The sequence below is a fragment of the Flavobacterium myungsuense genome, from assembly GCF_042677265.1.
Lineage (GTDB): Bacteria > Bacteroidota > Bacteroidia > Flavobacteriales > Flavobacteriaceae > Flavobacterium > Flavobacterium myungsuense.
On the sequence record NZ_JBHTIZ010000011.1, the window covers coordinates 37,821 to 52,590 of the forward strand.

A 14,770-nucleotide genomic window follows, 5' to 3' on the forward strand; every position below is an offset into this window, starting at 1 on the left:
AGAACTTTTATTTTACTAGTTTAAAAATGAATAATTTATAGTTAGTTTATTATTTTATTCTTTTTAACCCATAACCCTTAATATTTATCCAAATTCATGACATAATAAAACGGATTCAAATACAACTTCCAATTACTAACCTTCATGTTTTTGTTATAAAATACTTTTTTTTTATGAATTCCGACTTTCGCAAGCTGGAGAGCAATTTTGTACAAAGTAAATGGATTTTTAACACCCATTTTTATAAAATTTGAGAATATTTTTGACTCTAAACCTATATATTTCTCATTTTTTTTTGATAGTCTGTTTGAATCATCATTGTCTCTATACATCGATAGTGGTTCATTAACATAATAAATATTAAAAAAATAAAACATTCTTTGATAAAAATCTACGTCTTCACCAACCTTTATTGTTTCATCAAATAAAATTTTATCAAATACTTGTTTTCTAAATAATGGTGTTGGTGATTTTACAACCCATACACCTAAAGCATTCCAAAAAACATTACCCGATCTTTTATGTGTTTTTTCTTTACTAGAACCTATTATTTCTCCAGTTAGATTATCGTTCCCATCAATCACTGAGGCTGACGAATGGACACAATATATATCTTTTTTTTGTAATAAAATAGCAACTTGAACTTCTATTTTATGTGGCAAAAATAAATCATCATCGTCTAAAAATGCTATATAAATTCCTTTTGCTTTTTTAATTCCATAATTTCTAGCAGATGCAAGACCTCCATTATTCTTAAAATAATACTTACAATTATTAAATTTATTACAAATTTTTTCAGCATAATTTATTTTAGAACCATCGTCTACAACAATAATTTCAATGTTTTTATAAGTTTGATTATCTATAGAAATTAAAGTTCTTTCAATAAACTCATCTCTATTGTATGTTGTAACAATAACACTTACTAACGGTTGCGACATATGAGTTTTATTTTATTTAAAATCCTACTAAAAATGCCTTTAACGGTTTCTCTTTTTGCTTGATTTAATTGATGTTGCAAACTTATCATTGCTTTAAAATCATCATAAAACACACCATAATATTCTTTAAAAACAGTATTATCTTCTTCATTCTTCTTAAAAGTATAAATAGAATCGTTACTTATTCCAGACATATTAAATACCGTTAAAAAATAGTTTACATGTTTAAATACAAATAGATTACTTAAAAAACATTTAATATAAAAAGCTCTATCGGCCACTATTTTATAGCGTTCGTCATAATATCCCATTTCATCAAAAACATGACTTTTAAAAAAAGTGCTTTGATGCGGTAAAGAAGATTTTATAAAGAATAAAGGAGTTAAAACATCAGGATACACTTTACCACCTCTATCAAATTTATAATCTCCGTAAATGATATCGCCCTCAAAATCGGGTGACGAAATAAAATCTTGTAAAGCTGAAGAACCATTTAAAACATCGCCACTATTAAGAAATAACAAATAAGTCCCATTGGCAACTTTAATTCCTTTATTCATAGCGTTAAATATTCCTGAATCTTTTTCGCTTACCCAATAGTTTATTCTTTCATTATTATTTTGTATTAGTTCAATACTCTTATCGGATGAGCCACCATCAATTATTATGTATTCAAAATCTTGAAACGTTTGATTAACTACTGAATTAATAGTTTTTTTTAAACCATTTACATCATTTAAATTTATAGTTATAATTGATAAAAGTGGTTTCATTTGGTTACTCAATTTATATTATTTAGTTTTATTTGAATTTAATTACCCAAGAAAAGAATGGTAAACTTTATAGTAGGAATCTGCTTGTTTTTTTAATCCAAAATTGTTTTTAGCATAAGCTCTTATTGTTTCTTTATGATATTCGTTTACAGAATTTTGTAGTTCAATAATTGCTTGTGAAAGTGCAAAACCTGTTAAATCATTTGCTAAAACACCTGTAACATTTCTAACCGTATGTTCTGCAACTCCTCCTATTTTAAATCCAACTATAGGCGTACCACAAGCAAAGGATTCCAACATAACATTTGGCAAATTGTCCTCCCTACTTGGCAAAACAAAAACATCAGCCAGAGCAAAACATGCCGCCATTTCGACATTTGAATTAATTTCACCCAAAGATATAATTTTAAAACCTGTAATTTCTGGAACATCTCCTTTTCCAATCATTAAGATTGTAGTCTTTTTATTTTTCATAAAGCTTAAAGATTCTAGCAACAAATCAAATCCTTTTCTTTTTATATCAATACTTTCAGAAACAAAAAGAATCACAAATTCATCTGCATTAATGGCATACTTTTTCTTCAATAATACTTTATCTTGTATTTTAAAAAGATCAAAATCAATGGCATTTGGAATTTCGATTTTAAAAAAATTAGGGAAAACATTACTATTAACAACTTCCTGTAACATCCATTTTGAAGGCGAAACAATTGTACATCTTTTTATATTTTGAAAGGAAGCTTTCTTTATTTGTTGAATTTTTGCATCAAATGAAGAAGCCACATTTTGATTGTTAAATTCATCATTTAGGTAATGAAAAATTCCTCTAAACGGATTCATATCATGAAAAGTCCAGACAATTGGTTTATCACAATTTTTAAAAAAACTTGGATAATCAATAATTCCGTCAATCCAATGAAGGTTAATTATATCTGCCTCTTTAAAAAGTGGATGTTCATGAATTTTATAATTTGAAAATGGTAATGTTGCCATTTCAAATTTCATTTTCAAAGCCAATTTATTTAATTCTCTTTCAAAGAAAATTTTCTTGGAAGGGTAAATTTTGTTTCTTATTTTTTTCAATAACGAATGCTTTTTGTATTCAAAAAAAGAATCCTTAATAATTTCATTATCAAAATTAATAGTTTGATTAATTGATAAAAATGCAGATGAAACCCCATATTCAATCAATGCTTTATGAAGACGAAGAGTAGCGATTCCTGCGCCACCTCTAGAAGAAGTTGTTACGTGAAGTACCTTCATAATCTTGACTTTAGAACATGATATATTTTACGAGAAAACTCCTTAAAATACCTCCTGAAGTAAATGTACGAATATCCAAAAAAAACGTAATCAAATATAACAGTGAGACAATTTTTAATCAATTGCATTATTGTAACTTCTTGGCTTTTTTTCCAAGAATGATCCCAAAGATGAACAGCAACGCTGTTTTCTCCTACATATAGTGTAAAGTCATTATCCTTATTTTCATATGTCAACGCGTAAAAATATTCAGGAGGAAAAATCACTTCATTTTCAAGAACAGTTTTTTCATTAATCATCGGACTAAAAGTGTGCGTAATAATTGGAGGTGAAAAAACATTAAATTCCGTCTGATTATAATAGTCAAGCATATGTTTTAAAAATCTATGTTTTTCTATTACACCAAACATTCCAAAAGCAACTCTACCTTGAACTTCATTACTGATAAAAAAATCATAGTAGAGCAATTGGTTTATCGGTTTAAGCAACAACATATCAGTATCCATATAGATACCACCGTGTTCAAATAAAACTTTTGCTCTAATATAATCAGCAATAAAAGCATACTTTTTTTTACGCAAAGAATCCTTATAAAATTTGTTAGAATATACTTTTGAATTCTCTTCATTCCATTCTATAATTTCAAAATCTGGGCAAAATTTTTTCCAACTTACAATACAATCTAGAGTAAGTTGAGATTTTGGATTAGGACCAAACCAGCAATAATGAATTACTTTTGGAATCAATTATAGTAATTTAACTTTTTTAAGATTAATACCAATAGTATCTCCATATTCATTGAAAGTAAGATAACCCTTATTTCTTAGCAATATTATTAATTTTTTTTGTTCTTCTATTTCTAGATTAACCGATTCGTATTTAATAATTGAAGGTTTAATTATATTAAAATCAATCATTTTTATAATTTCATAATCAAAACCTTCTGTATCAACTTGAAGATAATCGAGGTTTTTATTTGATAAATGTTGATTAATAATATTCATAAGATGATCTGCATCAACTTCTTCTTTTAAAATATGCTTGCTATCTATAAATGTTTTTTTATGATGTTCAGGATCTAATGAAGCAATACCTTTTACCCAGTCTGGATATTTTTCGATTGCTAATGGAGAAATTTTATTTATAACAACCCTATTAAGAAAAGGATGTACGGCTTTGTTTATTTTTATAATTTTATTGAAATTACCATAATTGGCAACTAATTCAGAAAAATAATCTTTAACCGGCTCTATTACAATTCCTTGAGAATCTCTTAGCACAATAAAATCAAATAAAAAATCAAAACTAACACCATCGTTTGCGCCAACCTGAATAAAATTGAATTTTTCATTTTTTTGAAAATTTATTTCTAAAATATTTTTGCTTGAAAAGCATTTCTTTTTTAAATAAAATCCTCTACCAAAAACACTTAAAATTTTAAAAAAGTAAATTACTATACAGTTAATTAAATAAATCATATCGTTTCTATACTTATTTTTTTATGAAAAATTTTATTCCATGAAAAATCTAATTTCCTTCCTGATCCATAAACATCTTCACCTATTAACTTAAATCGTATTGCATTTTCTATGATTTCATAATTTGGACCTTGATCGCCAAAATAAAGATTAATCCAATAATCATCTGAAGCAAATAAAGGAAACTCATCAATGATTATATACCCTACGCCATTTCCTTTTTTTACTTTTATAGTTTTACCAATATGTTTATTATTTAATCCTATATATGAAACCTGGTTCGAATCTTTAATTACTATTCCTAATTCACCTTCATAAAAATCTCTTGATGATTCGAAATATAATTTCAATTCAAACTTAGAACCAGTGAAGATAACATCACTTAGTTGCCCATCACAGTATAATTCTGCACTAAGCAAACCATATTTTGAATTAACCTTATCTTGATGATTTTGAAAATCATAAATTCCAATAACTTTATTTTCTATATGAAAATAATTAGACATAAAATATCGTGAAACTGATTCTTCTACACTTCCAGTAAAAACAGCTTCTCCATTTTCCAAAACAATTCCACTTTGACATAAACTCTTTACAGCTGCCATATTATGACTTACAAAAAGTACGGTTCTCCCTTCTCCTTTACTAATATCTCCCATTTTACTGAGACATTTTTTTTGAAACTCTGCATCACCAACTGATAATACCTCATCTACAATTAGAATTTCACTTTCTAAATGTGCTGCGACAGCAAAAGCTAGACGAACATACATACCTGAAGAATATCGCTTTACAGGAGTATCTATATAACGTTCTACTCCTGAAAAATCTATGATTTCATCTAGTTTTCGAGTAATTTCATTTTTACTCATACCAAGAATTGCGCCATTCAGATAGATATTCTCTCTTCCTGTTAATTCTGGATGAAACCCAGTTCCTACCTCTAACAAAGATGCAATTCTACCTTTCGTTTTAACACCTCCTGTTGTTGGAGCAGTAACTCTAGATAAAATTTTCAACAACGTTGATTTTCCTGCTCCGTTTTTACCTATTATTCCTAGAACTTCTCCTCTTTCAACTTCAAAATTAATATCTTGTAAAGCCCACACATAATCACTACTACCAGCTATACTTCTATCATTAGTATCACCTATTTTTAAATAAGGGTTTTCTTTACCACGAATTTGATGCCACCAACGATTTAAATCATGACTAATAGTACCTGTACCGACTTGTCCTAATCGGTATTGTTTAGAAATATTTTCGGCTTTTAAAATTATATTTTTACTCATAGAAATCTTTTATACAGTATCTATAAAGCTCTTTTCCGTTTTATTAAAAACTAATAATCCGACAAAGAAAACTATTACAGTTACTACTAATGTATATAGTAATCCCAATAGCGTTATTTTTCCAACATTAAGTAGCATAAAACGTGTAGATTCAATAACATAAGCTAATGGATTATATTTAACCACCCAAGCATAATTTGGAATTTTAGCAGCAATTAATGCTATTGGATACATTACTGCAGACAAGTACATCAACAATTGTACTCCAAAACTAACTAAATAACTAAAATCTCTATATTTAGTAACTAGTGAGGAAATAAACATTCCAAGTCCCAGACCTAAAAAACCCATTATAATAATCAATAATGGAAATAGAATAGTATATTCATTTAAACTAATTCCTGCTCCTTTTATATAGAAATAAATATAGAAACCTATAAAAATAGTAAATTGGATTCCAAATTTTAATAAATTAGAAATTACAATTGAAATTGGCATAATTACTCTAGGAAAATAAACCTTCCCAAAGATTGATGCATTTTTTTTAAATGTATCTGAAGTATCGTTTAGACAAGCTGTAAAGTAATTCCAAACTGTAATTCCAGCCAAATTAAACAAAAAGGGAGGAACACTTCCAGTATCTATACCCGCTACATTATTAAAAATAATTGTAAAAATTAATGAGGTGAATAAGGGCTGAATTAGATACCATAATGGCCCTAATATGGTTTGTTTATAAACAGTTACAACGTCTCTTTTAACAAAAAGTAATAATAAATCTCTATATTGCCAAACTTCTTTAAGGTTTAGATCTAAAAATTTATTTTTAGGTTTTATTTCAAATAACCACTCCTCATCGGAATCTTCTTTATGATTCATTTTTATTGATTAAAAACTGGACAACTACTTTTAATTTATAAACTTCTTGCAATTTTAATCCTCTATCGCAATAGCTCAAAGGTACTATTTTTAAGATTATAGGAAACTTTTTTTAATATATCAGTAATAGCGTTTATTTTAAATACATTTAGACAAATAGATTTTGATTTTTAGAAATATGATTAGAATGATTCAAAAATCCTTTGTTTTGGTTATTTTTGCATTATGCTAAGACTATTTAAACCAAAAATAATACTTAAAGATTTAATTCCTGATAATTATATTGATATTCATTCTCATATTTTACCAGGAATTGATGATGGTGCTCAAACTTTCGAGGATACGCTTTTTCTAATTTCAGAGATGAAAAAATTAGGGTTCCAAGAATGCATTACAACGCCACATATTATGAAAAATGTTTGGGAAAATACAAAAACTGGGATTGAAAATAGTTTAAATAGAACCATTTTAGACATAGAAAATAAAGAAACAAATATCCCTTTAAAAGCAGCAGCTGAATATTTGATAGATTCCAATTTTGCTGATTTATTTCAGAATGAACCTTTATTAGTTTTAAAAGATAATTATGTTTTGGTAGAGTTATCGTATATCAATGCCCCGATACAACTTTATGAAATACTTTTTGATTTGCAAGTTGCGGGATATAAGCCGGTTTTAGCACACCCAGAGCGCTACAGCTTTTTTTATCATAATTTAAACGAATATCAAAAACTGAAACATGCTGGTTGTTTATTTCAACTCAACTTATTGTCAACTATTGGATATTATGGTATTGAAGCTACTAAAATTTCTGAAAAATTACTACAAAAAGGAATGATTGATTTTGTAGGCTCTGACATTCATCATAAAAATCATATAGATGGATTTTCTAGAAAAATTTTACTAAAAGATTCACAACCACTTAAAGAAGCTATAGAAAGAAATCAATTTTTTAGATTTTAAGTTTTATGCCGTTAGAAATTAAAAAACCGTCTAAATTATAATATAAGACAGTTGTTTAATTAATTATAATTGCAACTTTTTATGTTTTAAAATATTTACAAACTAGATATTAAATTTTTTATTTAAAAATTCTTTAATTTTAGATTTTTTAAATACATCTTCTCCATAGCCATAGCCATAACCATAACCATATCCGTACTTATACCTATAACTCAGATTAACTCCAACGTTATTTAAGACATAAGCTATATTTTTAAGTTTTCCCTTTTGTTTCAATTCAAGAGAATATTGCAATAACTTCTTTTCCGTAAAATCTGCTCGTACTACAAATAAAGTAACATCAGCAAATTGAGATATTGTAAGAGAATCTGTAACCAACAATGTTGGTGCAGTATCAATTACTATATAGTCGTACTCTTTTTTTGCTTCGTCTAAAAGTAACTCCAAACGTCCATTAGACAAAAGTTCAGCAGGATTGGGTGGGATAATACCTGAGAAAATTAGGTCAAGGTCTGGACTATCAAATTTCCCAGCAACTTTTAAGCTTCTCCAGTCTATTGATATATCATACAAATAATTAGAAAGACCAATATGGTTTTTATCCATATCAGTATAATTATGAAATTGAGGGTTTCTTAAGTCGGCACCAATTACCAAAACTTTTTTACCTAAAGTAGCGAAAGCCATTCCTAAATTTATTGAAGTAAAAGTTTTTCCTTCACCCTTAATAGTTGATGTTACAAATAAAACTGGTGCTTGTTTATCAATCTTTATTGGCAATAAATATCCAATATTAGTTCTTAAAATTCTGAAAGACTCTGCAAGAACAGATCTGTCATTGTCTAACATTACTTTTAGGTCATCACCAATAAAAGGGACTTCAGATACGATTGGAATATCCCTCACTATTCTTAATAACTCTTGTTTATTATGAATTTTATTATCTAAAAAGTTTTTAACAAAAACAAATAGAAATGGTATCAACAATCCTATTATCAAAGACCCTAAGTAGATCAAATCCTTTTTTGGTGAAATTGCTGTAGAATTTGAAGAAGCATAATCAACTACCTTTATGGAAGGTCCAGTAACAGCTACGTTTATTGCGGCTTCTTCTCTTTTTTGTAATAAAAGAATATACAATGCCTCTTTTATACTTTGTTGCCTCTCAATGCTTCTTATAAATTTTTCATAAAGAGGTAACTTATTAAATTTTTCTAAATATTGTTGGTATAAAACTTTACTTTTTTCTAATGAAACTAATAATTCTGACTGATAGTTTTTTAAGGACTTAAACATATCATTTTTAAGAATGTCTAATTGGTCGTTAATCATCTTTATTCTAGGATTATTCTCACCTGCGCTAAATAAAAGTCTTTCTCTTTCAAAAATTAACGAGTTATAATTTCCAAATAATTGATTAATTATTGCACTAGAAATCCCCATTTCTAATGGAAAAGATTCGAATTTTTTATGTGACTTAAGAGTTGATTCAATATACTTAGTTAACTCAATTTGATTGTTTACATTAGTTATTAAATCTCTTGCAGCTTCTATGTCTTTAGAAGCTGATGATATATCAGTATCTACATTTGTAAGTCCGTTAACTTGTTTATATTTTTCTTTATCGGTTTCGATTGAATCTAACTGACTCCCAAGAAAATTAAATCTATTATTTACAAAATCTATAGTTCGTTGTGAGACTAATTGTCTGTCTTTAATACCGTCTAAATCAAATTGTTTTACAATTTCATTAAGTGTGGCTTCAACTTTACTACTATTTTCGCCAGTTAATGTTAGATTTAATATATCACTTTGACCGACTCCACTGCCAACATTAATTGCTTTACTAAGATACAAAGCTGTTTGCTTTAGCGGCAATAATTCAAATATAAAAACTTTTCCTAAGAACTCTTTATAATTATATTTAGTTGAAATTTTAAAAGGGATTCCAGATAATATATGAATAGAATTAAACTTTATAACATTAGAATTTAAATTATTCTCATCATCAATTATTATGTATCCATTATTAACAACCTCTATTTTAATTCTAAGAGATTTATTCTGTAATTGTTCGGATGACTTTAACCAATTAACTGTAAATGGGTGATTTGGCCACAACTCTTTGCTAGTAAAATATCCAACTCTATAATATCGCGTTGTTAAATCTAATTTTTTCACAACTCGTTCCATTAACTGGTAGGATTTAATCATTTCTATTTCATTATCCATAGAACGCTTATTGCTTTTACCTCCAAAAATTGAAATCATGTTTTCTGGTAATTTAAATGCAGAAGAGCTGTTGTCTAAGATTTTTATTTGAGTTTTAGATTCAAATATAGGGGTTGTATATCTTAGATATATTTTAGCAATTATAAAAAAGAATAAAACCGAAAATAAGAATAAATACCAATATTTTAAATATTTATTAATTTCTCCAAGTAAATCAAAATCATTTACATTCGCTTGATTTTCAAATTCAAAATTTTCCATAATAAATTAACGGGATAATAAAAGATATAGAGCTAGGGAGGAAGTAAAAACACTCAAAATACTACCTACACTTGTCAACCAACCAGATTGCAATACTGTGGGACCGTTAGGTTTTATGTAAATAACATCATTTTGCTTTAAATAATAATATGGGCTATTTACCAAATCTATTTTAGTAATATCTAGCTTCCTATAGATTCGCTGACCATCTTCTTCACGAATTAGTACAATATCGTTTTTTATACCCGCAGGTGCTATATTTCCTACAGCTTGCAAAATAGTTAATGTGTTGTTAATTCCAAATGAAACTATTGAATTGACATTTGATACACCAACTACAGTTACTCTAGCATTAATAATTCTAACTATCGAATTTGGTTCTTTAACCAATCCTTTATCAATTAAAAGTTTATTAATTGTGGCTTCAACCTGAGTAATTGTTTTTCCAGCAACTTCTACAGGTCCTAGGCGAGGAATAACTACTTTTCCTTCATATGAAACTAAATATCCACTTAATTGATTAGTAACTTCCATAGGTAAGTTATAAGGCTGTACAGCTTCGGGCAATAATTCGTCTATTCTAATACTTAAAATATCGTTGATTTGTATTTTATTTTCAAAATAAAGAATTTTATCTTGCGATCCTATCTTTACATCATTAAAATACTCTACTTCTTTCCTAGTTGTAATTATAGATTTGCAGGATTGTAGCGTTAATGCTAAAAAAATAAAATAAAATATTGATTTAATTATTGCTTTATTCATACTGAAAAAGTTTGTTTTTACTCTAATTATAAATATTGATTAACTTATTTATTTGATGTGTGCGAAGTTACAACTTATAATTTACAAATATTTGAATATATTGTTAAGGGTTTATAATTTGACATCTAAATCAAAGGCGACATATCTAGAATTCATACTTCTAAATTCAGGCACAATTTTTTTCATTTCTATAACTATTTCTTCGTCAGAAAAAAATTGAACTTTATCTAATAAAACTATAACTGTATTATTAATCAATAAATAATCATCATGAATCTCCTGCGCTATTAATATTTTTTCATTATGAGTTGGAAGTGTTTTGGATGTATCGTTCAACAACTCTTCAAAAAGTTTTTCACCAGGTCTTAAACCTATAATTTTGATTTCTATCTCTTTATCTGGAGTAAAGCCAGCCAATCGTATCATTTTTTTGGCTAAATCTATAATTTTAACTGGTTGTCCCATATCAAAAATAAAGATTTCACCTCCATTACCCATAGTTCCAGCTTCTAAAACCAATTGACAGGCCTCAGGAATAGTCATAAAATATCGAATAATCTCTGGATGGGTTATCGTTATTGGCCCACCCTCTTGAATTTGTTTAGCAAACAACGGGACAATTGATCCATTAGACCCAAGCACATTTCCAAACCGAGTAGTAATAAATTTAGTAGCGCTTTCTTGATTTTCTTTTTCTTTATCTAATTTGTCTTGTAGTGTTTGAACATATTTTTCTGCAATTCGTTTACTGGCCCCCATAACGCTACTAGGATTTACAGCTTTATCTGTTGAAACCATTACAAATCGTTCGACTTTATATTTCACTGATAAATCTGCTAAATTTTTTGTCCCTAAAACATTCGTATATATAGCTTGAGAAGGATTTTCCTCCATTAGAGGAACATGTTTATAAGCAGCAGCGTGGTATACAATATCTGGTCTATATTTTTTAAAAACTCTTTCTAAAGCCTCCCTATTTCTAACATCAGCTAATACTGGCCTCATTTTTATATGCTCATTTATTGCATCTATTTCTAGACTTAAACTATGTAAAGGAGTTTCTGCTTGATCTAAAATAATTATTTTAGTAGGTTTAAAACTTAAAATTTGTCTTGTTATTTCGCTTCCTATTGACCCAGCGGCACCTGTTATTAAAATAGTCTTATCATTTATTTGAGAAGATATAGTATTTGTATCTAAAACAATAGGCTTCCTTTCTAGCAAATCTTCTATTTCAAAGCTTTTAACTTTATTTGAAATTTGTTTTTCGTCTTCCCAATCTGTAATTAAAGGAACAGTAAATACTTTAAAATTATATTCTAGACATTCCTCAACAATTGCAACAATTTCTTCTTTAGTCAAACTTTTCTCAGCAATTATTAAAGAGTCGGCCTTCATTGCTCTTAAAATCACATGTATATTTTTATTTTGATTGAGAATAGGGAGGTTTAAAATTCTTTTTCCGGTTTTATTATTGCTAAATTTATCTATAAAGCCTAATAACTTAAATCTTCTAGGTTTTTCAGTTCTTAAAGCATTTGCTACTGAAATTGCATTTGCATCAGAACCATAGATTATTGCATTAGTCAATTTCTTTTTATCTTCAAAATTCATAAACCTTTGAAAAAAAAGTTTAACAACAATTCGAAATAAAAATAAAAGAATAAAGGAAATTATATAACTAATAAATAATCCAGTCGTTAAAAATATTTTATCTCCAAAAACAAAAAAACATGAGTAGTTGATGAATAATAAAACAAAGTAAGAAGCAGTAGTGGACACTAGTAATTTTACTCCATCAATAAAAGTAGAATGCCTTATGATACCAGCATAAGTTCTATAAAATAAAAATGATAAAGCATTAACAAAAACAATTATCAAATAACTTAAATTGAAATTGCGATTATCATAAAACTTAACATTAAGGCTTATTATAATTAAATGGGTTATTACAATTGCAAAAAAAACAATAGCCACATCTATACCATAAATTATCCATCTTGGTAAATATCCAAAGTTTTTGAATCTCTTTTTAAAAAAGCTGTCTTTTGCTGTTTCAAAAATAGAATTTGATTTAGTAGTATTATTCAATATATTTAAATTTATTTAAAATTAACAATTTATACTAAATTAATTATAAATTATTAAAAAAAACATTCAATTTTTCTAAAATTCTATCTCTATCAACCTTATCAAGATTTGATCCAGAAGGGAGACATAAACCATTTTCAAAAAGTTCCTCTGCTACTTTTGAACCATAATAGGGATATTTTTTAAAAACAGGTTGTAAATGCATTGGTTTCCACAATGGTCTAGATTCTATATTTTCTTTTTCGAAAGCTAATCGCAGATCTTCTCTAGTTCTTCCTTCATTTTTGTTAGGATCAACTAAAATTGCACTCAACCAATGATTAGAGAAATAATCTGAATTGGGTTCGCGCAAAACAGTAATTCCGTCAATATTAGTAAAATAATTTGCATAAAAATCATGCATTTCTCTTCTTAATGTAATATGCTTATCTAAAACTTCCATCTGTCCTCTTCCTATTCCTGCACAAATATTACTCAATCTGTAATTATAACCTATTTCAGAATGTTGGTAATGCGGAGCATTATCTCGAGACTGTGTTGCAAAAAAAACAGCTTTCTCTTTTAATTCTTTTGACTTGGCGACTAAAGCTCCTCCTCCTGAAGTTGTTATTATTTTATTACCATTAAATGATAAAACGCCTATATCACCAAAAGTCCCACATTTTCTATCTTTGTAAGTACTACCAAGAGCTTCAGCACTATCTTCAATAATTGGGATTTCATATTTATTAGCAACTGCTCTAATCTCATCCACTTTAAAGGGCATGCCATACAAATGAACTGCAATGATTGCTTTCGGCTTTTTCCCTTTTGAAATTCTTGAAATTATGGCTTCTTCAAGAGCTTTTGGGCACATGTTCCATGTTTCAGGTTCGCTATCAATGAATATAGGGATTGCGCCTTGATATAATATTGGATTTGCAGAAGCTGAAAAAGTAAAACTTTGACAAATTACTTCATCTCCTGATTTTACTCCTAATAAAACTAATCCTAAATGAATAGCAGCTGTCCCTGAACTTAAAGCTGCAACATGGCAATCTGCTTTAAGATATTTTTCTATGTCTTGTTCAAAGCCAATCACATTAGGCCCTAAAGGAGCTACCCAATTGGTTTCAAAAGCTTCATTAACATATTTTTGCTCACTTCCTCCCATGTGAGGTGACGAAAGCCAAATTTTGGGATTACTCATTTATATTAAAAAAATAATTATTAAACTTTTAAAAGTTAAAAATCACAAATATAAGCTTATTTTACGATAGTCATATTGACAAATTAATTACAGTAATTTTTTTTACTGTTTTTAAAATAATTTTCAAATCTAAAATTAATGAATTATCATGAAAATACTGTAAATTCATATTTACTTTATCCCTAAAAATAACCTCATCATTATAATTTTTTGGATTAATTTGTTGCTGTAAAATAGCTTCTTCATTTACATACTTTAATGAGGCCGCACTTGTTATTCCTGGTTTTAACTTTAATATGTCTCTTTCATTACCCACTAATAAATCGTAATATCCTGAAATATCTGGCCTTGGCCCAACAATACTCATATCGCCAATAAAAACGTTAAAAAATTGTGGGAGCTCATCTATTTTAAATTTTCTTAAAAATGTTCCAAATAACGAAATACTCCCATCACTTTTTATAGTTCTTAATTTGAACATCTTAAAAATTTTCCCGAATTGACCAACTCTTTCTTGAATAAAAATTCCATTTGAATTGGTATCAAAACAACAAAAAACAAACAATAAAACTAAAGGAATAAGTAGTAGTAATATTGAAAAAAACGAAAATACAATATCAAAAATACGTTTTGGCATTTATTA

Annotated in this window: 13 protein-coding genes; 1 reads left to right on the forward strand and 12 read right to left on the reverse strand. The window is 27.8% G+C overall.

The window, feature by feature from the left end; genetic code table 11:
• Positions 1–77: 77 nt before the first annotated feature.
• From ACFQ0S_RS03625 to ACFQ0S_RS03655, 7 genes are read right to left on the reverse strand one after another with little or no spacing between them, the layout of a single operon-like run.
• A complete protein-coding gene (locus ACFQ0S_RS03625; protein ID WP_379753981.1) occupies positions 78–941 on the reverse strand; it encodes a glycosyltransferase family 2 protein in 864 nt (287 codons plus the stop codon).
• Positions 926–1,714 carry a glycosyltransferase family 2 protein gene (locus ACFQ0S_RS03630; RefSeq protein ID WP_379753984.1) on the reverse strand — a complete coding sequence of 263 codons (789 nt, stop codon included), beginning with the start codon at positions 1,712–1,714 and terminating at the stop codon, positions 926–928. The genes ACFQ0S_RS03625 and ACFQ0S_RS03630 overlap by 16 nt, the downstream gene beginning before the upstream one ends.
• Before the next feature lie 42 nt (positions 1,715–1,756).
• The gene (locus ACFQ0S_RS03635) at positions 1,757–2,977 is read right to left on the reverse strand and encodes a glycosyltransferase (RefSeq protein ID WP_379753987.1); all 1,221 of its coding nucleotides are present in this window, start codon (positions 2,975–2,977) and stop codon (positions 1,757–1,759) included.
• Positions 2,974–3,723, reverse strand: coding sequence for a glycosyltransferase (locus tag ACFQ0S_RS03640; protein ID WP_379753990.1), 750 nt, complete (start codon positions 3,721–3,723; stop codon positions 2,974–2,976). The genes ACFQ0S_RS03635 and ACFQ0S_RS03640 overlap by 4 nt, the downstream gene beginning before the upstream one ends.
• Entirely contained in the window at positions 3,724–4,455 is a 732-nt protein-coding gene (locus ACFQ0S_RS03645) for an FkbM family methyltransferase (protein ID WP_379753992.1), read from the reverse strand.
• Complete coding sequence (locus ACFQ0S_RS03650) at positions 4,452–5,747, reverse strand: ABC transporter ATP-binding protein (RefSeq protein WP_379753995.1); 1,296 nt, start codon at positions 5,745–5,747, stop codon at positions 4,452–4,454. The genes ACFQ0S_RS03645 and ACFQ0S_RS03650 overlap by 4 nt, the downstream gene beginning before the upstream one ends.
• Before the next feature lie 9 nt (positions 5,748–5,756).
• The gene (locus tag ACFQ0S_RS03655) at positions 5,757–6,626 is read right to left on the reverse strand and encodes an ABC transporter permease (protein ID WP_379753998.1); all 870 of its coding nucleotides are present in this window, start codon (positions 6,624–6,626) and stop codon (positions 5,757–5,759) included.
• Between the two features lie 225 nt (positions 6,627–6,851).
• On the opposite strand from ACFQ0S_RS03655, the gene ACFQ0S_RS03660 reads away from it, so the two are divergent.
• Positions 6,852–7,589 (forward strand): tyrosine-protein phosphatase, encoded by a 738-nt coding sequence (locus ACFQ0S_RS03660; protein ID WP_379754001.1) that lies wholly within the window; start codon positions 6,852–6,854, stop codon positions 7,587–7,589.
• 102 nt (positions 7,590–7,691) lie between these two features.
• On the opposite strand, the gene ACFQ0S_RS03665 is transcribed toward ACFQ0S_RS03660, so the two are convergent.
• From ACFQ0S_RS03665 to ACFQ0S_RS03685, 5 genes are all read right to left on the reverse strand, one after another.
• On the reverse strand, positions 7,692–10,082 hold the full coding sequence (locus tag ACFQ0S_RS03665) for a GumC family protein (RefSeq protein ID WP_379754004.1): 2,391 nt from the start codon (positions 10,080–10,082) through the stop codon (positions 7,692–7,694).
• A 6-nt stretch (positions 10,083–10,088) separates the two neighbouring features.
• A complete protein-coding gene (locus ACFQ0S_RS03670) occupies positions 10,089–10,847 on the reverse strand; it encodes a polysaccharide biosynthesis/export family protein (protein WP_379754007.1) in 759 nt (252 codons plus the stop codon).
• A 111-nt stretch (positions 10,848–10,958) separates the two neighbouring features.
• A complete protein-coding gene (locus tag ACFQ0S_RS03675) occupies positions 10,959–12,824 on the reverse strand; it encodes a polysaccharide biosynthesis protein (RefSeq protein ID WP_379819056.1) in 1,866 nt (621 codons plus the stop codon).
• A 157-nt stretch (positions 12,825–12,981) separates the two neighbouring features.
• Positions 12,982–14,127 carry a DegT/DnrJ/EryC1/StrS family aminotransferase gene (locus ACFQ0S_RS03680; protein WP_379754013.1) on the reverse strand — a complete coding sequence of 382 codons (1,146 nt, stop codon included), beginning with the start codon at positions 14,125–14,127 and terminating at the stop codon, positions 12,982–12,984.
• A gap of 70 nt (positions 14,128–14,197) precedes the next feature.
• Entirely contained in the window at positions 14,198–14,764 is a 567-nt protein-coding gene (locus tag ACFQ0S_RS03685) for a sugar transferase (RefSeq protein WP_379754016.1), read from the reverse strand.
• Positions 14,765–14,770 lie beyond the last annotated feature (6 nt).

Excerpts from the sequence above, each read along its gene's own strand:
- ACFQ0S_RS03625 (WP_379753981.1), bottom strand. The coding sequence starts at position 941 with ATGTCGCAACCGTTAGTAAGTGTTATTGTTACAACATACAATAGAGAT.
- ACFQ0S_RS03630 (WP_379753984.1), bottom strand. The coding sequence starts at position 1,714 with ATGAAACCACTTTTATCAATTATAACTATAAATTTAAATGATGTAAAT.
- ACFQ0S_RS03635 (WP_379753987.1), bottom strand. The coding sequence starts at position 2,977 with ATGAAGGTACTTCACGTAACAACTTCTTCTAGAGGTGGCGCAGGAATC.
- ACFQ0S_RS03645 (WP_379753992.1), bottom strand. The coding sequence starts at position 4,455 with ATGATTTATTTAATTAACTGTATAGTAATTTACTTTTTTAAAATTTTA.
- ACFQ0S_RS03650 (WP_379753995.1), bottom strand. The coding sequence starts at position 5,747 with ATGAGTAAAAATATAATTTTAAAAGCCGAAAATATTTCTAAACAATAC.
- ACFQ0S_RS03655 (WP_379753998.1), bottom strand. The coding sequence starts at position 6,626 with ATGAATCATAAAGAAGATTCCGATGAGGAGTGGTTATTTGAAATAAAA.
- ACFQ0S_RS03660 (WP_379754001.1), top strand. The coding sequence starts at position 6,852 with ATGCTAAGACTATTTAAACCAAAAATAATACTTAAAGATTTAATTCCT.
- ACFQ0S_RS03665 (WP_379754004.1), bottom strand. The coding sequence starts at position 10,082 with ATGGAAAATTTTGAATTTGAAAATCAAGCGAATGTAAATGATTTTGAT.
- ACFQ0S_RS03670 (WP_379754007.1), bottom strand. The coding sequence starts at position 10,847 with ATGAATAAAGCAATAATTAAATCAATATTTTATTTTATTTTTTTAGCA.
- ACFQ0S_RS03680 (WP_379754013.1), bottom strand. The coding sequence starts at position 14,127 with ATGAGTAATCCCAAAATTTGGCTTTCGTCACCTCACATGGGAGGAAGT.
- ACFQ0S_RS03685 (WP_379754016.1), bottom strand. The coding sequence starts at position 14,764 with ATGCCAAAACGTATTTTTGATATTGTATTTTCGTTTTTTTCAATATTA.